We start from the raw sequence: 22152 nt of genomic DNA on the forward strand, positions 1-22152 counted from the left end.
TGAACGTGTTCTTACTTCCCCCCCCCTTTCAACTGAAGCCCCGCCTCACCGCTGCAGCTCCCTTTCCCACGTGATCCACATGGGCTCCGGACGGTAGCCAAGGCGAGAATTCACGCGCAGCATGGGCAAATTCAGGACCGTACCGCCCGTCTCTGCCCGGCCGTAGCCCTGATCCCGCGCCCAGGTGAGGGCCGCCGCCTTAAGAACAGTCGCCACCCCCTTCTTTCTGTGCATAGGATGAGAGACGGTCTGCTCGCTCTCGACTGCAGCGGTTCGCAGGGTCAGCCGGGTACTGGCAATGGGCTCTCCCCGGAAGCGGATGACAAACGCCGCTTCCTCACGCAGAATCACCTCACGTAAACCGTCCCGGGTCAGGGGATCCGGCGTGGTGGTGGGATTGCGGGGGGCGTCCTTCAACCCGATTCGGTAGAGGGCGTGCAGGGCTTCCCAGTCGCTCTCCGGGGCGTCTTCTCTCAACCGCTCTCCCTCGTACCCCTGCAGAAAGAGTTTTTCTTCGAGGGGCTGAAAGGGGGCCGCGCCGAAAGCCGTCAGGTCCAGGTGCGCACCCCACGACTGCCAGGCATTGCGAAATCCTGCCGCGTGGAAAAAGTGCATCACTTCCGGCCAGTCCTCGCGGGTCACGCCCAGCAGGCGGGAAAAGCCCGTGGGCAGCCGCACCAGCAGGGCGAGGTACAGGGGCGTGAAGGCTGCCGCGTCCCCCGCAAAATCGAGCCGCAGGGCGTCTGGGCTGCCGGGGGCGAAGGGCTGAAAGGACGCGGTGGCGATTACCCCGCCCGCCCGCTCGGCCACCAGGCGGATTCGCCGGGGATCACGGCTCTCCCCGAATTGCTCGGGGAGATATACCCACTGGCCGCGCACGCTTTCGGTCGTGAGGTGGGCGGCGATGGGGGCATCCGAGTTGAGAAAGGGCCGGACGTTCAAGCCTCGCGCTCCCAGGCGGTCCAGTCGGGTTCGATGTTCGCCCCCAGCCGCCGCAGCACACCCAGGTACGCCCGGTCCCGCGCGCTGCCCGCCACGTTCAGAAAGCCCATCCCCTCAGCCTGAAGCCTTCGCGCGACGTGCGCCAGCAGGGCCGTTCCCAGTCCACGGCGGCGATGCTGCGGATGAACAGTCAGCACCGCGTTCCAGGCCCCCAGCCCCGAGCGCTCGGGCACGGCGAGTCCCACCAGTTCGTCCCCGTGCCACGCCGCGAAGGCGGCCTGCCAGAGGCCGTCGTCATCGGTCACCGTCTCCCCCGCTGGCGGGATGGTGGGTGGAGCGCTCACCTTGTCCTCCCGGGTCACGGCATAGAGGTTGGACAGGCGGGCGTCGCCCTGCCAGGGGGCGGCGGGTTCCAGACGGTAGCCCCGCTCCGCCGATCCCGCTTCCAGCCACCTGGTGTCGGCCTGCCACCCCTTCAGGTGAAAGCCCCCACCGAAGGTGCGGTGAACCTCGCGAAAGCCGAGGGCGGGCAGGTCCGGCTGGGCGGGCAGGTAATCCTCGCGCACGCTGGTCCACAGGTGGGTCCGGCCAGCCGCACGGGCCCGGGCCGAGAGTCGCTCCAGCAGCGACTGGGCTGTCCCGTCTTCCCGGTGGTCCGGATGCAGGTTCAAACCCACCCAGCCGTGGAAAGGGTGGAAGTCCGGCAGCCACAGCGAGCCCAGGCCCTGTAACCGCCCGCCCTGTTCGGCGACCACATAACCGTGGTCCTCTCGCGACAGGGCAGCGGCAAGCTTTGCCGCCGTGCTGTGGAAGTGCGGCTCGCTGACGCTATTTCGCAAAAGCACAGCCAGAAAGGCGTCGTCAGGTATGGCGGGGCGCGTGTGCACGGCGGAGAGAACAGGCATAGCGCCATCCTGCCGAAGACCTGTGACGAAGGCCAATCCAGGCGATAGGCCGGATGGCTTACTCCTGCATATGCGTCTCCCGCAGACCCAAACGCCTGCCATTCCACGGAGAAACGGCGTATGCACCGCGATTCATACTCAGATCACATTCACATAGCCGCTTGACATGATTACGTCCCAGCCGTATTCTGCCCTCACCGGAATGGAAGCGCCATCGGTGTGCTTGTTCCCCGGACCGGAGTATCCCCAGAATCTGCTCGTCTCGCGCACCCCGCCCTTTGAGGTGGGGTGCGTCTCTTTCTCGTGGGGCACGCTTGACAGCGGCGGCCCCCGCGCCGCACCCTCGCCGCATGGAACGGTCGGACGGGCAAGCGGCGCTGCTGCGTGAGTGGACGGAGACCCTTGACCTGACGAGGAATGTGCCCCTCTACCTCCAGCTTCAGGAGGCCATCGGGCAAACGATTTCACGGGGACAGTTGCGGCCTGGCCAGGCGCTGCCCCCGGTGCGGACGCTGGCCGCCGGACTGAACCTCGCGCCGGGCACCGTCAGCCGGGTGTACGCGGCGCTGGGGCGCGCGGGCCTGACCGAGAACCGGGCCGGGGCAGGCACGGTGGTGGCGGCGGGCGCATGGCAGGGAAGGCTGGAGCAGGAGGCCGGTCTGCGCGAATTGCGAACGCTGCTGGAGCAATTGCTGGCCGCCGGGCTCGGCTCCGCACAGCTACGAGAGGTGGTGGAGGACGTGCTGACCGGCTCTTCATCGCCGCTGTGAAGACGACTCCCGCACTCCTCTTCGGCCCACTTCGCCCGCAGCCGGTACACTGGCCCTCATGAGTGCCGAACAGCAGGCCGTAGCGCAGTTGAGCGTTAACACCATCCGCACGCTCGCCATCGACGCCGTGCAGGCCGCCAACAGTGGGCACCCTGGCGCGCCGCTGGGTATGGCTCCGATGGCCTACGTGCTGTGGCAGAACTTCCTGCGCCACAACCCGCAAAACCCCGAATGGCCGGGCAGGGACCGCTTTGTGCTGTCGGCGGGGCACGCCTCCATGCTGATCTACTCGCTGCTGCACCTCACCGGCTACGACATGCCGCTGGAGGACATCAAGCGTTTCCGCCAGTGGGGCAGCAAGACGCCCGGTCACCCGGAGTTCTTCCACACCAAGGGCCTGGACGCCACCACCGGACCGCTGGGCCAGGGCGCGGCCATGAGCGTGGGCCTGGCAATGGCCGAACATCACCTCGCCGCGCGTTACAACCGCCCCGAGCTGCCCATCTTTGGCAATTACGTCTATTCCATTTTGGGTGATGGTGACCTGCAGGAGGGCATCAACCACGAGGCCGCCGCGTTCGCCGGGCACCTGAAGCTCGGCAAGCTGATCTGGCTGCACGACGACAACCACGTGCAGCTCGACACCGCCACCGACAAGGCCGAGTCCGAGGACACCGCTGCCCGCTTCCTCGCCTACGGCTGGGAAGTGCTGAAGGTGGCCGACGGCAACGATCTGGGCGAGATCGAGCGGGCCGTTCGTCAGGCCCAGGGCAACGCAGCGCAGCCCACCCTGATTCAGGTGCGCACAGTGATCGGCTTCGGCAGCCCCCGCGCGGGCACGAGCAAGGCCCACGGCGAGCCGCTGGGCGCAGAGGGCGTGGCGGCCACCAAGGAGGCCCTGGGCTGGACCTATCCGCCCTTTACCGTGCCCGACAGCGTGAAGGCCCACATGGATGCCCGTGAGCGCGGTCAGGCCCAGGAGGCCGAGTGGCAGGCGCTGATGGAGCGTTACCGCGCCGCACATCCTGAACTCGGGGCCGAGGTAGACGCCCTGCTCGCCCGCAAGCTGCCCGAGAACCTCGCCGACGCCCTGCCCTCCTATGAGGTGGGCAGCAAGGGGGTGGCGACGCGCAACGCCAGCGGCGAAGTGATTAATGCGCTCGCCAAGGTGGTGCCCGGCCTGATGGGCGGCAGCGCGGACCTGTCGGGCAGCACCAAAACGACGATCAAGGACGGCGGCACGCTGGAGCCCGGCAACTATGGGGGCCGCAACGTCTATTTCGGGGTGCGCGAGTTTGGCATGGCGGCAGCGGCCAACGGTCTATCGCTGTACGGGGGTCTGCGCCCGCTTGTGGGCACCTTCTTGGTGTTCGCAGACTACCTCAAGCCCGCCTTCCGCCTCTCGGCCATTCAGTTTCAGCCCGTTACCTACGTGCTGACCCACGATTCCATCGGTCTGGGTGAAGACGGCCCCACCCACCAGCCCATCGAGCAGCTCGCCATGCTGCGGGCCGTGCCGAACGCCCGCGTGATCCGCCCCGCCGACGCCAACGAGACGGCCGCCGCGTGGCAGATGGCACTGGAACATGACAAGGGTCCCACGGCGCTGGCCCTCTCTCGTCAGGACCTGCCCATCTTGCCCCGCAACCACGCAGGCGTTCGCAAAGGCGCGTATGTGGTCCGCGACGCTGAGGGCGGGCAGGCGGCCGTGATTCTGGTTGCCTCGGGCTCGGAAGTGAGCCTTGCGCTCAGCGCTGCCGAGGCGCTTGCGGGCGACGGCATTCAAGCGCGCGTGGTGTCCATGCCCTGCATGGAAGCCTTTCGTGAGCAGGACGCCACCTACCGCGACTCGGTGCTGACTCCCGGTGTGAAGCGGGTGGCCATTGAAGCCGCCAGCAAGACGCCGTGGTACGAGTGGGTGGGCACCGACGGGGCCGTGATTGGCATGGACACCTTCGGCGCGTCGGCTCCTGCCAGCGTCCTGTTTGAAAAGTTCGGGTTCAGCGTGGAAAACGTGACGAAGGTGGTCAGGGAACTGCTGTAGGCCCCAGCTTCACCCCACTGCAGTGGAAGAGCGTAACAGGGAGGTGACGCGGAGGGTACAAACCCTCCGCATCACCTCCCTGCCGCTGCGCTGTGCCCGGGAAGTCACTGACCTTCCTGCCCGGTGCTCCTGGCGCAGGCCCCGGCGTGCCAGCGCTGGGAAGTACGGCCCACCGCACGACCATGTCGCTCAATCTCGTGAGGTGGCCTGGTGGGGCCCGCTTCGGGAACGTCGACCGCCAGGGGCCTACGACACAAATTGCCGAAAACCCCCGGCCTTCACCGGGGGTTTTCTCCGCACTGGACGTGGTGCGCTCGTCGCGATTCGAACGCGAGACCTGCCCCTTAGGAGGGGGCCGCTCTATCCAGCTGAGCTACGAGCGCGCAGCCGGGAGTATAGCAGCCGCGCACCCCTCCAGGCCAGCTTTACTGGCTGGTCACCGGCGTCGCCACGTGGAGTTCGTAGCGTTGCAGGACGCTGCTTTCCAGGGTACGGCGGTAGGTGACGTCCCCTAACGGCAGGTACACGTTATGCTCGGCCCGGCCCCAGCCCTGCGCGAACTGCCAGTGCTGCACCATCTTGGGGCTGGCAGTCGTGAAGTCGGCGCTGACGGCCTCTGAGGCGTACGCCACACGGTCGTGGCTCATCAGGTCCAGGGTCTCGCCTTCGCCACGCTGCCCGTTGCCGTCCCGGTCTTGCCACATCACCCAGTGCAGCAGCAAAACGGGAACGCCCAGCTTACTGACCGCGGCGTTTATCGCTCCGGCAGGAATCAGACCCTCGATGGGAGCGGCCAGCGCACTCTTGGCCTTCCAGGTCACCGGGTCCACCTCGGTCTTGACCGAGCCGGCGGTCACGGCCTTCTGGTACACGCTCTCGCCGCCATCGGTCAACAGATTGAGGTACACCGACGCGCCTGAGGGGGCTGCCGGGTAACGGACTTCCACCCCTGTGGGCAGGGGTGGACGGTTGCTTGTGGGGCTGCCCGCGCTGCCGCCCGCGCAGGCAGTCAGCGTCAGTCCCAACACGGTCAAGATGGCGGCGCGCTTCATTTGTGGCCTCCGGTCAGGCTCTGGCTGGTGAAGAAGTTGCTGTCCTCATGCATCCGCATGGCGATGCCCAGATCTTCCGCGGGCACGCTGTTCATGGTGATCTGGTAGCGGCCCGGCGTTGCCGAGGGCTGCAGGACTTGATGGCGGACCACAGACCAACCCTGCGTGCGGTTGCCCGTCTCTGTGCTGATATTGCCGTCCTTGGCGTAGACGTAGCGGTAGCTGAACGCCTCGCTCGCATAGCTGTAGATGTCGTGCGTGATGTACAGCTCCTCGCCCGATTCCGGCGTTCCATTGCGGTTGCTGTCGCGGTACACCGAGAAGTAGACGTTGCAGGTCTTGACGGTATTCGGCGTGACCGTCACCTCCTGCTTGCCCGACGCCTCACCCGTGATAAAGGGCGTGGTGCATTTGGCATTGTTGGGCAAAGACCCGATGGCGTCGCCCCAGTAGTACAGGGAAGCCGTCGTGTTGGAAGGACCGCCCTGGCTGTAGCCGATGGGGTTTTGGGCCACCACCTTCGGCTTGTAGGTCTCGTCCGCCTGTTGCTCGAAAGCCACCGCGGCGATTATCACGTTGGTGGTGTCGGTGATGGCCGGAAACGTAAAGGTCAGGTTGGGACCCATGGGGGGCGGCGTGTAACGGGGGCAGGCCGTCAGCACCGACATGGTGGCGGCGCTGCCCAGCGCGAGGCGAAACAGAGGGTGAAGTGGATTCATATCTGGCCGACTTTACAACGTGAAGAACGCCACAGTGACCGCACATTCGTCTTTTGGGAAGGGTCATGGCGGACAAGGATGACCCGCCGGCATGCCCACCGAAAGCCGAGGCGTGTGTAAGACGTCGCCCCGACTGAGTCGCGCGCCGCGAGGAGCAAAATGCGCTGCACACTGCGCGCTTCCGCGTCGGCGCGGTGACGGGCGAGGAGTTTACGCCGTCATGCACGAGGACAGCTTCCAGGCACACCTCCCCCGTCACACTGCGGGGCCAGGGCCGTTTCCCTGTCCACGCCCCGGACCAGGGCGCGGCGTTGAAAGTGGCGACAAAGGTCCGCACCACAGAGGGGAGGTCCGCTGCCCTGAGGGGCGAAGCCGGAAGTCCGGCACGCCAAAAGCTTAAGCGGGGACCTTATGGGGTCCCCGCTGACGGCCCTGGGCTGAGCTACCTGTTCATGATGTGAATGGCCTGCTTGTGCACGGCCTCGGCGGCCTCCAGCACGCTCTCACCCAGGGTGGGGTGCGCGTGAATGGTCAGGGCGATATCGGTGGCGGTGGCGGCCATCTCCAACGCCAAGCTCGCTTCGCCCAGCATGTCCGAAGCGTGGGGGCCGACGATGTGGACGCCCAACAGCAGGTCGGTGTCCTTTTCCACCACCATCTTCACGAAGCCGTCGGTCTGCTGCAGCGTCATCGCGCGGCCCGACGCCGAGAGCGGGAACACGCCGGTCTTGACCGTGTAGCCCTTTTCCTTCGCCTCGGCTTCCGTCAGGCCCACCCAGGCCAACTCGGGCGAGGTATAGACGACGCCAGGAATGGCAACGGCGTCCTGCGCTGAAGGCTTGCCCGCAATGACCTCAGCGGCCACCAGGCCCTCTTTCATCGCCTTGTGCGCGAGCATGGGGTTTCCGGCCACGTCGCCGATGGAATAGATGTGGGGCACATTGGTGCGCTGCTGCTCGTCGGCGGGGACAAAGCCCCGGTCCGTGACGTGCACGCCCGCCGCCTGTGCATTTAGGCCATCGGTACGCGGACGGCGGCCTACGGCCACGAGCACGCGGTCAAAGACCTCGGTGCGCTTCTCGCCGGTCTTCACGCTCTCCAACTCGACGTGAATGCCGTCACTCCTTTTCTCGGCCTTGTTGGCCTTCGTCTCGGTCTGGATCTCGATGCCCTGCTTTTTCATCGACTTCTGAAATTCCTTCACCGCGTCGGCGTCCGCCCCCGGAATGATCGTCGGGAGGAACTCAATGACCTTTACCTTCGCACCGAGGTTGTTGTACACGTGCGCGAATTCGAAGCCGATCACGCCGCCACCCACGCACAGCATGGATCTGGGAAGCGGATCAGGCACCACCAGCGCGCCCGTGGAGTCCACGATGCCCTGCTGGTCTACCTCCAGCCCCGGAATGCGGGCGGGCTCCGAGCCGGTGGCGATGATAATGCTGCCCGCTGTGTACGTCTTGTCGCCCACCTGCACGGTGTGGGGGTCAACGAAGCTGGCCTGACCAATCAGGTGCGTGACCTTGTTCGCCTTGAACAGACTGCTCACCCCACCCGTGAGCTTCTTGACAATGCCGTCTTTCCAGCCGTTGAGCTTTTGAACATTCAGGGTCTGTTCCCCAAAGGTCAGGCCGAAGTCCGAGGCGTGCCGGGCCGCCGCCATCTGCTCACCTGCGTGCAGCAGCGCTTTGGTGGGAATGCAACCCACGTTGAGGCACACGCCGCCCACCGCCTCGCGCTCGGCGCAGGCGACTTTGAGGCCCAGCTGCGCCGCGCGAATGGCCGCGTGGTAGCCGCCCGGACCCGCACCGATCACCAGGAGATCAAAGTCCATCTGTTTCGTCATGCGGGCAGTCTAACGCCCACCCATGGGGCCGTCCGTGACTTGCCCGGATAGTTGGACGGGGCCGACTGACCAGTTGCGGTGGTAAACCCGAGGGGGAGATGGACACCCAAGCTCATCTTTTACGAAATAGTTCAATCCGATTCTCCCGAGTCCCTGGCAACAGGAAAATTGAGCGGAGGCCTTCGCAAAAAGTCAAGGCGCCTGCTGCTTGGGCGGCAGGACCTTAGCCCTCCAAAAAATCTGTCACCACCCGGTTAAGGACCCACCAACCCTGAGGCGTCGCGCGTAGCCGATGCCCGTCGAACGTCAGCAGACCCCGGCGAATGTTGACGGTCATGGCCTCCGCATACCGTTCCCGCACGTTCACTCCACTGCGCGATGAGAGGTCGGCCAGATTCACCCCTTCCCGCAGCCGCAGGCCCATAAAGAGGGCGTCGGTGACGTATTCCCCACCATCTATAGGCAGCGTCTGGCCCTCTGTGCCCATCAGCCACTCGTGCAGATGGGGATTGGTGCGGCGGAGGGTCAGTGGAGTGGGGTGCTGCAAACCCTCTGCCCTCTGCTCTGTGCCCTCTGCTGGATAGTGCCCCGCTGCTCCTGGCCCCAGTCCCAGGTATGTTCGCCCGTACCAGTAGGCGAGGTTGTGGCGTGACTCCTCACCGGGGCGGGCATAGTTGCTGATCTCATAGCGGGTGAAGCCCAGTTCGGTCAGTTGGGCTTCCGTCTGCTCGAAGCCCACGCGCTCGTCGTCTTCCTCCACCGTCACACCCCGGCGAGCAAACTCGGTGCCCGGCTCGATGGTGAGGGTATAGGCGCTGACGTGACCCACCCCCAGGTCCACCAGGCCGCGAATGTCACTCTCCAGCGGTTGACCGGGCACGGCCGTGATTAGGTCACCACTGACGCGAAAGCCCCGGTCAGCGAGGGTGGTCACGGCTTCCCGCCCCTGCCGGGCGTCGTGCTGGCGGCCCAGGAACCTCAGCGTCGCGTCGTCCAGGCTCTGCACACCCACCGAGGCACGATCAAAACCCAGGTCGCGCCAGAACGCGGCCCTTGCTGGGCTGACCGTACCCGGATTGATCTCCAGCGTGTTTTCCACCTGGCCCCAGCCCAGGTGGCGGCGAACGCTGCTTGCCAGGGCCTCCATCTCGGCCTCGCGCAGAAAGCTGGGGGTACCACCGCCGATATACACCGTGTCGAGGTCCACCCGGTAGGTGTCTGCCAGTCGCGCGGCCTCTTCCTCCACCCGCTGCAGATACCGCTCCACCAGTCCTGCCCGGCGGGTCAGGACGTGAAAGTCGCAGTACGGGCAGATCGTAGGGCAGAAGGGCACGTGCACGTAGAGGTGGCGAACGGTGGGATCGAGGGCAGGCACATGGAAAAGGTACGCGGGAGACGGCGCGGAGCGTAGGGTCCAGGTTTCGTTTGCTTTCCAGGCGTCCGCGCTTATCGTCCGTGTGGCGTGGCGTCCATCCAGGCTTCCAGGGTGGCCCGCAGGTCTTCGGCGATGGTCACGACGACGGGCAGTCCCAGCGAGGCGACAGCGCTCGCAGCCGTGTTCTCGCCCCCTTCCCCCTCACGGCCCCTCGCGCCCTGCCAAGCGGGAAAGGTGCCGCCCTCGCGGTAGGGCGCGCCGCCTCCGTCCTCCACCTGACGTTCCGGCACCGTGACTTCCGGGCCGGACGCGAGGGGCCGCCCGGCCACCACCGCCACGCCCCGGGGCGCCAATTCGCTCAGGGCGGCAAGGAGGGGCGTGAGGCCGTCGTGCACGACGAGGTCCACCTGGCCCTTGCCGTCCACAGTTGCCAGCTGGGCAGGCACGGTAGCGGCCAGTTCTGGCGATACGGCCACCAGCCAGCGGTGTCCTCCGGCTCGGCCCTCGAAACTGGCGCGGGCCGAGCCATACAGATCGGTCCAGGTGCGGGTGTGGTTCATGAAGGCAGGATACGGCGTGGGGACCGGCGAGAAGCGATAAAAAAGCCGCCTCTCAGGCGGTGATGTTGAAAATATAGCGCGTCTTACAGAAAAAGCCCATTTATGCATCCGGATGTTTTAGTCACCCGGAACACAGGCGTGAGGTCCACCGTCCGGTGCAGGCGTTGATGTCTGATACGGTTTCCGGATCCTCCCCTCCGCTCCGGTGATTCCACTTCTGTCGTCACCGTTTTTCCTGCTCGCTCCGCTCGGGTCAACCGGCTATTTCATGGCTGATGAACCGGAATTCTTCCGAAAGGAGCCGGCGCGGACAGCTTCCGTTGCTCTCCGGCCGCCGAACGGACCTCCGAATCACCGGCCTTCGGCAGTCCCGCTCTGAGCACACCCAAACAGGAGGCGGCCACCGCGAGGGGGAGGAACGAGGCAATGGCGATCAGAAGGCTGAGCACCAGAACGTGACTCAACAGTTTGAGGAGACGAAAAGAGCCGATCACAAAGATGTCAGGGGGAGCCAGGGCAATGACGCCTCCCGGTGCGGTGGTCAGCAGAACCACGCAAAGACGCCCGTACTTTATGCCCGCACTGCAGCGGCAAGCGTGACGGGCAGGAGGCGAAATTGAGGAAGCCGCCTCTCCCCGAGGCGGCCTCCCCTCCAGGTCCTTCCTTTCAGTTCCGCGTCATTTCCAGCGGCACCACCCACTGCGCGAACTCGTCCTCGGTCACGTGACCGAGCGCGAGGGCCGCGTCCTTCAGGCTGGTGCCCTCCTTGTGCGCCTTTTTGGCGATGGCAGCGGCCTTGTCGTAGCCGATATGCTTGTTCAGGGCGGTAACCTGCATCAGATTGGTGCCGAGGTTCGCCTTGATCCTGTCCTCGTTCGGCTCAATGCCCACCGCGCAGTTGTCGTTGAAGGCGAGGCTGGCGTCCGCGATCAACCGGATGCTCTCCAACACGGCGTGGACCATCACGGGCTTGAACACGTTGAGCTGGAAGTTGCCCTGAGAACCAGCGAAGGCCACGGTGGCATCGTTGCCGAACACGCGCGTCGCGACCATCGTCAGGGCCTCGCTCTGGGTGGGGTTGACCTTGCCCGGCATGATGCTGCTGCCCGGCTCATTCTCAGGAATCACAATCTCGCCAATGCCGTTGCGGGGGCCCGAGGCCAGCCAGCGCACGTCGTTCGCCATCTTCATCAGGGCTCCTGAAAGGGTCCGCAGCGCCGCAGAGGTCTGCACGAGCGCGTCGTGCGCAGAGAGGGCCGCGAACTTGTTTTCCGCCGAACGGAAGGGGAAGCCCGTCTCGGCGGCGAACTTCTGCGCGGCGAGGTCGCCGAACTTCGGGTGTGCGTTCAGGCCCGTGCCCACCGCCGTGCCCCCGATGGCGAGGTCATATAGGCCCTGCTCGGAATGCCGCACCTCGGCCAGGGCAAAGTCGATCTGCGCCACCCAACTGCCGATCTCCTGCCCCAGCGTGATGGGCGTGGCGTCCTGCAGGTGGGTGCGGCCCACCTTCACGAGGTCCCGGTACTGCTCGGCCTTTGCCGCCAGCGTGTCGCGCAGCGTACCCACTGTGCCGTAGAGCCGTTCGTTCAGCTCCAGCACCACGGCGATGTGCATGGCCGTGGGGAAGGTGTCGTTGCTGCTCTGGCCCCGGTTCACATGGTCATTTGGGTGGACGGGCTTCTTGGACCCCATCTCGCCACCAGCCAGTTCGGTGGCGCGGTTGGAGATTACCTCGTTCGCGTTCATGTTGCTCTGGGTCCCCGAGCCGGTCTGAAAGACCACCAGCGGAAAGTGGGCGTCGAGCTTCCCGGCGATCACCTCGTCGGCGGCCTGCACGATCAGGTCCGCCACGTCCTCCGGCAGTTCACCGAGTTCGGCGTTGGCCTGCGCGGCTCCTTTTTTCAGGATGCCCAGGGCGCGGATGACCGGACGGCCCCACACGAAGGTGTCGCGGCCGATGGGGAAGTTCTGGATTGAGCGCTGCGTCTGCGCGCCCCAGTAGCGGTCGGCGGCCACCTGAAGCTGGCCCATCGTGTCGGACTCGGTACGGGTGTGCGGGTTGTCGCTCATGGGGTCAGTGTACCGGGGGTCTTCGGGGCGGCAGGCGTCACGGCCTGGGAGACGGGGGCGGTGGAGAGGAGCTCCCTTCTCCAGCCCGCCTCACCGTCTGCCCCCAGCCTGCGTGACACACTTTGCTCCATGAGTCAGATGTTCGACGTCGCCATCGTGGGGGCCGGGCCAGTGGGGCTCGCCGCCGCCATCGCCTGCAAGCGGGTGGGCCTGAGCTACGTGGTGCTGGAAAAGGGCTGTGTGGTGAACGCCATCTTCGAGTACCCCACCTATATGGGCTTTTTCACGACGGCCCCGGAGCTGGAAATCGGCAACCATCCGTTTGTAACGGGTCACGACAAGCCAGACCGCCGCGACGCACTGATGTACTACCGACTCGTAACGCAGCGTGAGGAGCTGAACGTGCGGCTGTACACCGAGGTGAAGCGGGTTCACGCGGCTCCGGCGGGCTTCACACTGGAGGTCGAGGCGCAGGACGGCAGCGGGGACGTGGTGGAAGCCCGGCGCGTCGTGGTGGCCACCGGCTACTATGACAACCCCCTGCAACTCGGTATTCCCGGCGAGGACGGCGAGAATGTCAGCCACTACTACACCGAGGCCCACCCCTTCATGGGCCTCAACGTCACCGTGATTGGTGCGGGCAACAGCGCGGCGGACGCGGCCCTGGATCTGTGGCGCGGCGGGGCGAACGTGACGATGATCGTGCGGGCTCCCGAACTCAAGCCCACCATCAAATACTGGGTACGGCCCGATCTGGAAAACCGCATCAAGGAGGGCAGCATCTCCGCGCAGTTCAACTCCCAGGTGGTAGAGATTCACCCCGAGCACGTCTTGGTGCAGCGGGCGGACGGCACCACCTGGGAACTGCCTACCCACTTCACCTTCGCGTTGACGGGGTACCGACCAGACCTCTCGTTTCTTTCTGGCCTGGACCTGGCGCAGCAGGCCGACGAATGTCTGGTGCTGGACGGGCATTACCAGAGCACGGTTCCCGGCTTGTTCGTGGTGGGCTCGGCGGGCTTTGCAGGCAAGACCAACCAGGTATTTATCGAGAACGGACGGCACCACGCGCTGCATGCAGTGGCGGAGATTGAGCGCCAGCTCGCACCGCTGAGGGAAGAAGTGTTGTCGGGGCGCTGAACCCGGCGTCCTGTCCGCCGCTCCTCCTCTTCCCTGCCCGAAAGACAGGGGCGGTCTCCCTTTTCGAAGCGTTCCCCCCGGAACGCGGTCACGTTTGAAGTGGGAGGCCGTGAAATACTGCCCCCCATGGCCCCGTTTTCCAGAACCGTTGCCCTCGCCGTGAGTCTGTTGGTGGGAGGCGCGCTCGCGCAGCAGGAGGTTCCGGCGCCACCGCCCGCCTCTGTTCCCGCACCGGAACCGGCCCCCGGGCCCCAACCCACAGACCCCGCACCAGCAGAACCTGCGCCGGTGGAACCTGTGCCCGCCGAGCAGACGCCGACTCCCACGCCCTCTCCCACTTTGCCGGCGCCTCCGCCCGTGCAGCCCGCTCCTCCCCGCCGCATCCCCACGCCGCTCCTCATCACCGCTCAGTGGAAGCTGCCTGCCCTGGTGAACGGCAAGAAAACCCTGCTGCCCTTCACGCGTACGCTGACGCTCTCGCCGGACCGCGTGACGCTCCTGCGCAACAAGGGCGGCGTTTCCACCACCCTGGACGCAGAGCTGACCCGCTTTCTGGCCGAACTGCCCACTGGGGTGCAAGACGCCCGCTTCGAGGAACTCGGCACGGGTTGGGCCGTGGTGCAGCACAACGGCCTGAAGGTGGACCTGGCGCAGACCCGGGCCAACGTGCTCGCCGCTCTGAAAAACCCGCTGGCGGTCAAGGCCGGCGTGGTCATTACCGGGCAGATCACCCCCAAGCGCACGCTGGATTTCTTCGCCTCCCGCGGCATCACCTCGTTCCTGGCGACGGGCGAGACGAACTACTACGGCAGCAGTGCGGCCCGTATGACCAACATCCATACGGGCACGCACAATTTCCAGGACCGGCTGTTCGAAGGCAAGGTTTTTTCATTCAACCAGTTCATTGGGCCCATCAGCACCCGGAGCGGCTACGTTACGGGCCTGGTGATCTCGGGAGACCGGACCGCGAACGGTGTGGGCGGCGGCATCTGCCAGGTCAGCACAACGGCCTTCCGGGCCCTGTACGGCGCGGGCTTGCCCATCGTGGAACGGCGCAACCACTCCTATCAGGTGTTCTACTACGATCCGCAGGGCCTGGACGCCACCATCTATCAGCCCAGCCAGGACCTGAAATTCACCAATGACACCGGCGGTGCCCTGTGGTTCCAGGCCGACTGGGACGACACAGAAGCGCGTCTGCGCATCAGCGTGTTCGGCAAAGCCCGGCCCTTTACGGTCGAAGTCGGCACGCCGAAGGTGCTCAGCACCACCCCTTCGCCCGCGGACCGCCTGATTCGGGATGCCAGCCTGCCCGCAGGACAGCGTAAGCAGGTGGACTGGGCCGCCAAGGGAGCCGTGACCGAAGTGACCCGCCGCTTCCTGCAAGAGGGGCAGGTCATCAAGCAAGACACCCTGAAGAGTGTGTACCGGCCCTGGCCCAACATCTTCCTGGTCGGCACCAAGCGCTAAAGCGCCAGGGAAAAGAAGAGGGGCAGACCTGCGCAGGTCTGCCCCTCTTCCCCGTTGTCTCCGCTATTCCTCGGCGGCGTACCCCAGCAGTTCGAGGATGCGGTCCAGTTCCTCCCGGGAGGCGTAGTTCAGCTCCACCCGGCCCCTGTCGTCGCCCGTGATCCGTACCTTCGTGCCCGTGCGGCGGCTGAGGGCCAGCTCTACCTGCCGGTAGGCGCGGGGGGGATTAACGGCGATGGGAGCCGTGCCCCGCGCCTCGCGCTTCAACCCTTCTGCCTCACGCACGTTCAGGCGGCGCGTCCGAATCTGCTCCAGCGCCCAGGCCCGGTCTTCCTCGGGCTGGGCGAGAATGGCGCGGGCATGTCCGGCGCTGATCTCACCTCCCTCCAGGGCCCGCTGAGCGCGCTCGGGCAGCGTGAGCAGCCGCAGCGAGTTGGAGATGGTGGAGCGGCCCTTGCCTACCGCCTGCGCGACGCCCTCCTGGTTGAGCCCCTGGTCCAGCAGCGCCTGGTAGGCCCGAGCCTCTTCCAGCGGTCCGAGGTCCTCGCGCTGGAGGTTCTCGATGATGGCGATCTCCAGGGCTTCCCGGTCTCCAAGGTCCCGGATCAGAACGGGCACTTCCGTCAGCCCGGCGAGTTGGGAAGCCCGCCAACGCCGCTCGCCCGCCACGATCTCAAAGTTCTCGCCGCGTGGCCGCACGAGGAGGGGTTGCAGCACGCCCTTCTCCCGGATACTGCCCGCCAGTTCGGCCAGCGATTCGGGTCCGAACACCTGCCGGGGCTGGTAGGCCGCCTGCATGATCCGGTCGATCCGGACCTGCTGCACCAATGTGCCTGGAGCTCCGGCGGTTTCGGCCCCCTGAGGACGGCTGAGCAGGGCGTCGAGGCCCCGGCCCAGGCTAGATTTTTTCGACACGCTGCATCACCTCCTCGCTGAGGCGCTTGTAGGCGGCGGCCCCACTGGACAGCGGCGCGAAGGCATTGATGGGTTTGGCGAAGCTGGGGGCCTCCGAGAGCCGCACGTTGCGCGGCACCACAGACCAGAACACCAGTTCCCCGAAGTGTTGCCGCACCATCGACTCGACTTCCTGCGCGAGGTTGGTGCGCCCATCAAACATCGTGAGTGCCACGCCCAGCACCTTCAGGCGGGGGTTGAGCCCACCCTGCACGCGCTCCACCGTTTCCATCAGCCCGGCCAGCCCCTCCAGCGCGTAATACTCGGCCTGCAGGGGGATCAGCAGGGCGTCGGCGGCGGCAAGCACATTGACCGTCAGCGGTCCCAGGCTGGGCGGCGCATCGATCAGGGCGATGTCATATCCCTGGACACTGGCAAGCAGGCGGGCCAGGGCATCGGGATCGTCGGCCAGTTCCACCCCAGCTCCGGCGAGGTCCGGCGTGGCGGGCAGCACGTCCAGGCCGTTCTGCGAGGTCGGTTGCACGAATTCGGCCACCCGGGCAGGCTCACCCAGAGCCTCATAGAGCCCCTGCCCAGCACCGCGCAGCCCCAGGCCACTCGTCGCGTTGCCCTGGGGATCCATGTCCAGCAGCAGCACCCGTCGTCCGCCCGCGGCCAGGTAAGCGCCGAGGTTGATGGCGGTGGTCGTCTTGCCCACCCCACCCTTCTGATTCACGACTCCCAGGGTTTTCACGTCGCCTGCCAGAATAGCGGCTTACGGTTTGGCACACCCTCGCGGCGGGGATATTTTGGAGGCGTCGGAGCCACTTTCTCCACGATCACGAGGGTCCGCGCGTCCCCGGTCACGGGCAGCGTGAAGGGCTCCACCGTGCGGAGCTCGCCGCCCACCTCGGCCGCAGCCCTCGTGCCGGCCTCCAGTTCCTCCGGAGTGATCGGGCCCTTCTGGGCGACGAGCAGGCCGCCGACGGGCAGGAACGGCAGGGCCAGCTCGGCCAAGATGGGCAGGGCCGCCACCGCCCGCGTGACCACCCGTCCATACCGCTCGCGGTGTTCGGGGTCCTGGCCCAGCGTCTCTGCCCGCCCAGTAAGCGGCCGAACCTGCGTGAGCCCGAGGGCGGCGGCGGTCCGGGCCACAAAGTCCACCTTCTTGCGGGTGGCGTCCACCGGTACGAGCTGAAGTTCGGGGTGCACAATGGCGAGGGGCAGGGCGGGAAACCCCGCGCCTGTGCCCAGATCCAGCGCGCGCTTTTCCCCAGCCACCCCCTGCTCCGCCAGCCAACCGCCGCGCAGGCAGGTCAGCGAATCCACAAAATGCTTGAGCACGATGTCGCGCTCTTGCCGCAGGGCCGTGAGGTTCATCTGGGCGGCCCCCTGCAGCAGCAGTTCGTGAAGCTGCCTGAACTGCTCCACCTGCTCGGCCGACAATTCCAACCCCAGTTCCCCCATGCCCTGCCTCAACAACGCCTCGCCTTCGGGCGTCATAAGCTGTACTTCTCTTTCATCGCGGTGTACCGCTCGAATACGTGTTCATCCATCTCCTCCAGAGGCAGGGCGTCCAACAACGGCACCAGGTGTTTCCGCAGCGTGTCGCCCCGCGCCATCCATTGAAAGTAGCTGCGGCCTCCGTGGTGGTAGGGCCCGTACAGGCGTGAACCCGGGCACCACGCGACAAGGCGGTGAAACAGCCGCTCGTGCCGCAGATGCATCCGGACCGTCACCTGCGGCTGTTTGCCATCGCCACCGAAGTGACCCTCTCCGATAAGAACGCCCAGCAGGACGCCCTGCTCCAGCAATGTTGGGATCAACGCCACCTCTCCTGCCTCTTGTTTCACCGTCAAGTTTCCCGTGAAACGGGCGGGAGGTCAAGCGCGCTACCCCCCAGAGTGCTGAGACTCGCCTTGCCTGCGGAGGTGGACAAGCAGGGCGCTGATGTCGGCGTGCCGAACTCCGGGAAGGCGTGAGGCCTGTTCCACGGTGCTGGGGCGCGAGCGGTTCAGCTTCTCACGCGCCTCATTGGACAAGGAGCCGATGGCCAGGAAGTCCACGCCGGCCAGGCTCAATTGCCGAGCGCGGCCCTCGGCAGCCAACTGGCGCTCGGCCCGTTCGATGTAACCCGCGTACTTCACGCGGATCGCCACAGCCTCGCGTTCCTCCGGCGAAAGGGTGGGAAGCACCAGACCCAGCGCCTCCACGTCTTCCAGGCCAAATTCCGGACGCCGCAACCAGGTCTCCCCCGTCTGCCCCTGCACCCGCTGGGTCTGCAGCGCGCGAATGCCCGCTTGAACCCGGATGTACTTCCCTTGGACCTCCTGCTGGGTCGCTTGATCCACCAGGCCGAGCTGCACACCCAGACTTGTCAGCCGCTCATCGGCGTTGTCCTGACGCACAAGCAGGCGGTGTTCTACACGGCTGGTCATCATGCGGTAGGGCTCGTCGCTTCCCTTGAAAACCAGGTCGTCAAGCAGAACCCCGATATACCCCGTTTCACGTGAAATCTGACGTTCGGGAAGCCCCTCAGCTCGCCGCCCCGCGGCCGTTCCCGCCACCAGGCCCTGGGCCGCTGCCTCCTCGTAACCGCTCGTACCGTTAATCTGCCCGGCTGTGAAAACTCCCGGTAAGAAGCGCGACTCTAGATTGAGGGTCAACTCGGTCGAATCCACCACGTCGTATTCCACAGCGTAGGCGTAACGGTGAATAACCGCCTGCTCGAAGCCCGGCAGCGTTCGGACCAACTGGTCTTGCAACGCTGGGGGAAGGCTGGAACTGAAGCCCTGCAGGTAGACCTCGCTGGTCTGGATGCCGTCCGGTTCCACAAACAGAAGGTGGCGGTCATGGTGGGCAAAGCGCACCACCTTGTCTTCGATGCTGGGGCAGTAGCGCGGCCCCAGACCCTCGATATCGCCGGCATACATAGGTGACTCGTGGAGGTTCTCGTGAATCAGGCGGTGGGTTTCTGGGGTGGTGTGGGTCTGCCAGGTGGGTGATACTGCGGCCCGCGGTCCTGGCTGGCCCGTAAAGCCCCGGGGCTGAGGGTCGGCAGGCAGTTCCAGCAGATCCGAGAAGCGTACCGAGTCCGCACGTACCCGGGGTGGCGTGCCCGTCTTGTAGCGCTTGAGGACGTGTCCACCTCGGGCCAGCGGCGTACTCAGGAAACGCGAGGGTGGCTCGCCCTGACGCCCTTCGGGACGGGAGTGCCGGCCATACCAGGTGACGCCACGCATAAATGTCCCAGCAGCCACCACCACGCTGCGGGCATGCAGTCGGCGCCCATCTGTCGTGACCACCCACCAGCCTCCCTGACCATCAGCCTCCAGGTCCGCCGCTTCCCCCCGCACCACCTCGATGCTGGAGTGGCCCAGAATGATGTCCTGCGCCCGTTCGGCGTAGGCGTCACGCTCATTTTGCACGCGCAGCGACTGTACGGCCGGTCCCTTACTCGCGTTCAACACGCGGGTATGGATGGCCGTCTCGTCGGCCAGCCGCCCCATCAGACCCCCCAGTGCCTGCACCTCGAACACCAGCTGGCTCTTGCCGGGGCCACCTACAGCCGGGTTGCAGGGCATACGGCCGATGGTGGCCGGGTTGGCAACCAGCAGCGCCGTGGGAGCGAACTTTGCGGCGGCCCAGGCCGCTTCAAGCCCTGCGTGTCCGCCTCCGATAACAACGACATTCCAGCCACTCATCTCGCGACGAGTGTAGCAGTGGGGGAGAGGCGGCATTCCGCTCGGGGTGACGGTAGAGGCGTTTCACGTGAAATCAAACAAAACCCGTCGCGTCCCCCTCTGGAAGACGGGGCAGCGGGAGGCGGGGCAGGGAGAGTGGAGCCGCAGGGATAGACAAGCGGCTAGAATACCTAACGAGCGTTAGACCAATACTTCCGGGGTACGGCTGCCTGCGGGCAGTCCCAACCCCTGCCGCTCAGGAGGCTTCATGATTCAGCCGTTCACGTCTGATCCGCTGCGGTGGGTCTCTGAAGACGGCCAACCCGTGCGGGACCTGCCCGTCCGCTTTACCCCCGAGGTGCTGCGTGAGCTGCACGGCGAGATGGTACGGGCGCGGGAATTTGACCGCAAACTCGTCACCCTGTTGCGACAGGGCCGCACCACCTTCTATGCCCAGGCAAGCGGTATGGAGGCAACGCAGGTGGGCCTGGCCCGTTCGCTGCGCGTTGGCCACGACTGGGTGTGGCCGTACTACCGTGACCATGCCCTCGGCCTGGCGATGGGCGTCCCTATGGCCGATCTCGTCAGCCAATGCCTGGGGACCAATTCGGATCTGTCGAGGGGCCGACAGATGCCGCATCACTTTGCGGCGGCCCGCCAGAACTTCGTGTCGATCAGTTCCTCCATCGCCTCGCAGGTACCGCCGGCGGCCGGAAACGCGATGGCCCAGAAGTACCTGGGCACGGACGAGATCACGGTATGCACCTTTGGTGATGGAGCCACGAGTGAGGGCGACTGGCACGCAGGCATGAACATGGCGGGGGCAGCGGGCGCGCCTTGCCTGTTCGTATGCGAGAACAACCAGTGGGCCATCAGCACCAATCTGCGGGCGCAGACCGCCAGCGAGACCATTCACATCAAGGCGAAGGCCTACGGGATGCCCGGCTATTACGTGGACGGCAACGACATCGTCGCCGTGATGGAAGTGTTGGGGCACGTGGCGGCCGAGGTACGTGCTGGCAAAGGACCTGCCCTCGTCGAGTGCCTGACCTACCGCGTCGGTTCACACTCCAACGCGGACGCGGACGCCGAGAAGTTCTACCGCACCCGAGAGGAAGTGGGCGAGTGGCTGGCGCGCGACCCCATCGTTCGGGTGGAGCGGCTGCTGGAGCATCTCGGCCAGCCGGTGACGGCCGAGGAACGCGCAGGCCTGATCAGCGCTGCCCACCGTGAAGTGGACGAGGCCGTCCTCGCCGCCGAGGCCACTGGGCAGCCCGACTGGCGCATCATGTTCGAGGACGTGTATGCGGACACACCGGTGCATCTGCGGGAGCAGGCCGCGTTCCTGCGCCAGGAACAGGAAGGGGGCCGGGCATGACGGCGACAACCCAGTCCAAAGCAGCAGAGCCCAAACCCACGGCCAACGCTGCCGAGGAAACCCGAACACTGACGCTGATCCAGGCAATCACCGAAGCGATGGCCGACGAACTTGCCCGCGACGAACGCGTCGTGGTGTTTGGGGAAGACGTGGGCGCGCGCGGAGGCGTGTTTCTCGCCACTGCTGGTCTACAAGCCCAGTTCGGTGCAAAGCGGGTGTTCGACACGCCTCTCAGCGAAGCGAGCATCGTGGGGGCTGCCGTAGGCATGGCGGTGCGGGGCCTGCGTCCCATCGCCGAGATCCAGTTCGCGGACTACATGGGTCCCGGCTTCGATCAGATCATCAGCCAGGCCGCCAAGATCCGTTACCGCTCGGGCGGACAGTTTACTTCCCCTCTGGTCATTCGCACGCCCTCGGGCGGCGGTGTGAAGGGCGGGCACCACCACAGCCAGAGTCCGGAAAGCTACTTTGCACATACTCCGGGCCTCAAAGTTGTCATGCCGTCCACCCCTTACGACGCCAAGGGCCTGCTCAAGGCGGCGGTGCGTGGCGGAGACCCCGTGATCTACTTCGAGCCCAAACGGCTCTACCGCGCGGCAAAGGGTGAGGTGCCCACCGGCGACTACACCGTCGAGATCGGCAAAGGTGCGGTGCGTCGCGAGGGCACGGACCTCACCATCATCGGCTACGGCGGCGTGATGCCCGACGCCGAGAAGGCCGCCCAGGCCCTCGCGGCTGAGGGCGTGCAGGCCGAGGTGATCGACTTGCGCTCGCTCGTACCTTGGGACCGGGACCTCGTGCTCGGCAGCGTGGAGAAGACGGGCCGCGCCGTGCTTGTGAGCGAGGCTCCGCGCACCTCCAACTTTATGGGTGAGGTCGCCTACGTCATCCAGGAGCAGCTGTTCGATGCCCTGCTCTCACCCGTGTTGCAGGTGGCGGGCTTCGACACGCCCTACCCCTACGTGCAGGACAAGGTGTACCTGCCCGGCGCGAACCGCATCGCCGCCGCATGCGTCCGGGCCCTGAACTACTGATGGAGCGCGGCGCATGAAGCCTGATGCCCTGCGGCCCCTGCTGGGGGTCATCGGCCTCGCCGCCGGCTTTGGGGTGTATGCCCTTTCGGAGCGTGCCCCCGAGCCGTGGCCGGGTGTGATCGTCGGCAGCCTGTTCGTGGCTCTGGGGATCACGGCCTGGGTCTACGGACGGGGCGAACGCTGGATCCAGGGCCTTGGCGCCGCACTGCTCCTGTACGGCCTGCTCCGAATCCTGTTTCTCCACTGACCCCCATTGCTGCCGGCGTTCAG

21 protein-coding genes and 1 tRNA gene are annotated in these 22152 nt (G+C 65.9%); 7 read left to right on the forward strand and 15 right to left on the reverse strand.

The window, feature by feature from the left end:
• Window positions 1-45: 45 nt before the first annotated feature.
• Window positions 46-942, reverse strand: coding sequence for a GNAT family N-acetyltransferase (locus B9A95_RS28540; protein WP_084050695.1), 897 nt, complete (start codon window positions 940-942; stop codon window positions 46-48).
• Entirely contained in the window at window positions 939-1847 is a 909-nt protein-coding gene (locus tag B9A95_RS28545; RefSeq protein WP_084050696.1) for a GNAT family N-acetyltransferase, read from the reverse strand. The genes B9A95_RS28540 and B9A95_RS28545 overlap by 4 nt, the downstream gene beginning before the upstream one ends.
• Before the next feature lie 350 nt (window positions 1848-2197).
• Between B9A95_RS28545 and B9A95_RS28550 the strand changes: the two genes are divergently transcribed.
• Together B9A95_RS28550 and tkt are read left to right on the forward strand one after the other, a co-directional pair.
• The gene (locus B9A95_RS28550; protein ID WP_084050697.1) at window positions 2198-2617 is read left to right on the forward strand and encodes a GntR family transcriptional regulator; all 420 of its coding nucleotides are present in this window, start codon (window positions 2198-2200) and stop codon (window positions 2615-2617) included.
• Between the two features lie 58 nt (window positions 2618-2675).
• Window positions 2676-4661 carry a transketolase gene (tkt, locus tag B9A95_RS28555; RefSeq protein ID WP_084050698.1) on the forward strand — a complete coding sequence of 662 codons (1986 nt, stop codon included), beginning with the start codon at window positions 2676-2678 and terminating at the stop codon, window positions 4659-4661.
• 306 nt (window positions 4662-4967) lie between these two features.
• Here tkt and B9A95_RS28560 read toward each other — a convergent pair.
• The 8 genes from B9A95_RS28560 to fumC all read right to left on the reverse strand — a co-directional run bounded on the left by B9A95_RS28560 (window position 4968) and on the right by fumC (window position 12283).
• Window positions 4968-5044 (reverse strand) — tRNA-Arg (locus B9A95_RS28560).
• Between the two features lie 42 nt (window positions 5045-5086).
• The gene (locus tag B9A95_RS28565; RefSeq protein ID WP_084050699.1) at window positions 5087-5713 is read right to left on the reverse strand and encodes a hypothetical protein; all 627 of its coding nucleotides are present in this window, start codon (window positions 5711-5713) and stop codon (window positions 5087-5089) included.
• The gene (locus B9A95_RS28570) at window positions 5710-6432 is read right to left on the reverse strand and encodes a hypothetical protein (RefSeq protein WP_084050700.1); all 723 of its coding nucleotides are present in this window, start codon (window positions 6430-6432) and stop codon (window positions 5710-5712) included. The genes B9A95_RS28565 and B9A95_RS28570 overlap by 4 nt, the downstream gene beginning before the upstream one ends.
• Before the next feature lie 442 nt (window positions 6433-6874).
• Window positions 6875-8278 (reverse strand): dihydrolipoyl dehydrogenase, encoded by a 1404-nt coding sequence (lpdA, locus tag B9A95_RS28575; RefSeq protein WP_084050701.1) that lies wholly within the window; start codon window positions 8276-8278, stop codon window positions 6875-6877.
• A 223-nt stretch (window positions 8279-8501) separates the two neighbouring features.
• Window positions 8502-9653 (reverse strand): radical SAM family heme chaperone HemW, encoded by a 1152-nt coding sequence (gene hemW, locus B9A95_RS28580; RefSeq protein WP_084050702.1) that lies wholly within the window; start codon window positions 9651-9653, stop codon window positions 8502-8504.
• Window positions 9654-9724: 71 nt separating this feature from the next.
• Complete coding sequence (locus B9A95_RS28585; RefSeq protein ID WP_084050703.1) at window positions 9725-10213, reverse strand: hypothetical protein; 489 nt, start codon at window positions 10211-10213, stop codon at window positions 9725-9727.
• Window positions 10214-10479: 266 nt separating this feature from the next.
• Window positions 10480-10767, reverse strand: coding sequence for a hypothetical protein (locus B9A95_RS28590; protein WP_084050704.1), 288 nt, complete (start codon window positions 10765-10767; stop codon window positions 10480-10482).
• A gap of 112 nt (window positions 10768-10879) precedes the next feature.
• Window positions 10880-12283 carry a class II fumarate hydratase gene (gene fumC / locus B9A95_RS28595; RefSeq protein WP_084050705.1) on the reverse strand — a complete coding sequence of 468 codons (1404 nt, stop codon included), beginning with the start codon at window positions 12281-12283 and terminating at the stop codon, window positions 10880-10882.
• A gap of 129 nt (window positions 12284-12412) precedes the next feature.
• Here fumC and B9A95_RS28600 point away from each other — a divergent pair, with 129 nt between their 5' ends.
• Together B9A95_RS28600 and B9A95_RS28605 are read left to right on the forward strand one after the other, a co-directional pair.
• A complete protein-coding gene (locus tag B9A95_RS28600) occupies window positions 12413-13423 on the forward strand; it encodes a YpdA family putative bacillithiol disulfide reductase (RefSeq protein ID WP_084050706.1) in 1011 nt (336 codons plus the stop codon).
• A gap of 126 nt (window positions 13424-13549) precedes the next feature.
• Window positions 13550-14893 carry a VanW family protein gene (locus B9A95_RS28605; protein WP_084050707.1) on the forward strand — a complete coding sequence of 448 codons (1344 nt, stop codon included), beginning with the start codon at window positions 13550-13552 and terminating at the stop codon, window positions 14891-14893.
• A gap of 63 nt (window positions 14894-14956) precedes the next feature.
• On the opposite strand, the gene B9A95_RS28610 is transcribed toward B9A95_RS28605, so the two are convergent.
• The 5 genes from B9A95_RS28610 to mnmG form a co-directional block, all read right to left on the reverse strand.
• A complete protein-coding gene (locus tag B9A95_RS28610) occupies window positions 14957-15808 on the reverse strand; it encodes a ParB/RepB/Spo0J family partition protein (RefSeq protein ID WP_084050708.1) in 852 nt (283 codons plus the stop codon).
• Window positions 15792-16541 carry a ParA family protein gene (locus tag B9A95_RS28615; RefSeq protein ID WP_084050709.1) on the reverse strand — a complete coding sequence of 250 codons (750 nt, stop codon included), beginning with the start codon at window positions 16539-16541 and terminating at the stop codon, window positions 15792-15794. The genes B9A95_RS28610 and B9A95_RS28615 overlap by 17 nt, the downstream gene beginning before the upstream one ends.
• Entirely contained in the window at window positions 16538-17290 is a 753-nt protein-coding gene (gene rsmG, locus B9A95_RS28620) for a 16S rRNA (guanine(527)-N(7))-methyltransferase RsmG (protein ID WP_084050710.1), read from the reverse strand. The genes B9A95_RS28615 and rsmG overlap by 4 nt, the downstream gene beginning before the upstream one ends.
• The gene (locus B9A95_RS28625; protein WP_084051045.1) at window positions 17287-17613 is read right to left on the reverse strand and encodes a hypothetical protein; all 327 of its coding nucleotides are present in this window, start codon (window positions 17611-17613) and stop codon (window positions 17287-17289) included. Before B9A95_RS28625 ends, rsmG begins: the two co-directional genes overlap by 4 nt.
• A 66-nt stretch (window positions 17614-17679) precedes the next feature.
• Window positions 17680-19491, reverse strand: a complete 1812-nt coding sequence (gene mnmG / locus B9A95_RS28630) for a tRNA uridine-5-carboxymethylaminomethyl(34) synthesis enzyme MnmG (protein ID WP_084050711.1) — start codon at window positions 19489-19491, stop codon at window positions 17680-17682.
• 247 nt (window positions 19492-19738) lie between these two features.
• Here mnmG and B9A95_RS28635 point away from each other — a divergent pair, with 247 nt between their 5' ends.
• Genes B9A95_RS28635 through B9A95_RS28645 form a run of 3 tightly spaced genes read left to right on the forward strand, consistent with a single transcriptional unit; the run spans window position 19739 to window position 22129 of the window.
• Complete coding sequence (locus tag B9A95_RS28635) at window positions 19739-20848, forward strand: thiamine pyrophosphate-dependent dehydrogenase E1 component subunit alpha (RefSeq protein ID WP_084050712.1); 1110 nt, start codon at window positions 19739-19741, stop codon at window positions 20846-20848.
• Window positions 20845-21882 (forward strand): alpha-ketoacid dehydrogenase subunit beta, encoded by a 1038-nt coding sequence (locus tag B9A95_RS28640; protein ID WP_084050713.1) that lies wholly within the window; start codon window positions 20845-20847, stop codon window positions 21880-21882. The genes B9A95_RS28635 and B9A95_RS28640 overlap by 4 nt, the downstream gene beginning before the upstream one ends.
• A 13-nt stretch (window positions 21883-21895) precedes the next feature.
• Window positions 21896-22129 carry a hypothetical protein gene (locus tag B9A95_RS28645; protein ID WP_084050714.1) on the forward strand — a complete coding sequence of 78 codons (234 nt, stop codon included), beginning with the start codon at window positions 21896-21898 and terminating at the stop codon, window positions 22127-22129.
• The last annotated feature ends 23 nt before the right edge of the window (window positions 22130-22152 follow it).

Source organism: Deinococcus hopiensis KR-140 (assembly GCF_900176165.1).
In the GTDB taxonomy this organism is placed as follows: domain Bacteria; phylum Deinococcota; class Deinococci; order Deinococcales; family Deinococcaceae; genus Deinococcus; species Deinococcus hopiensis.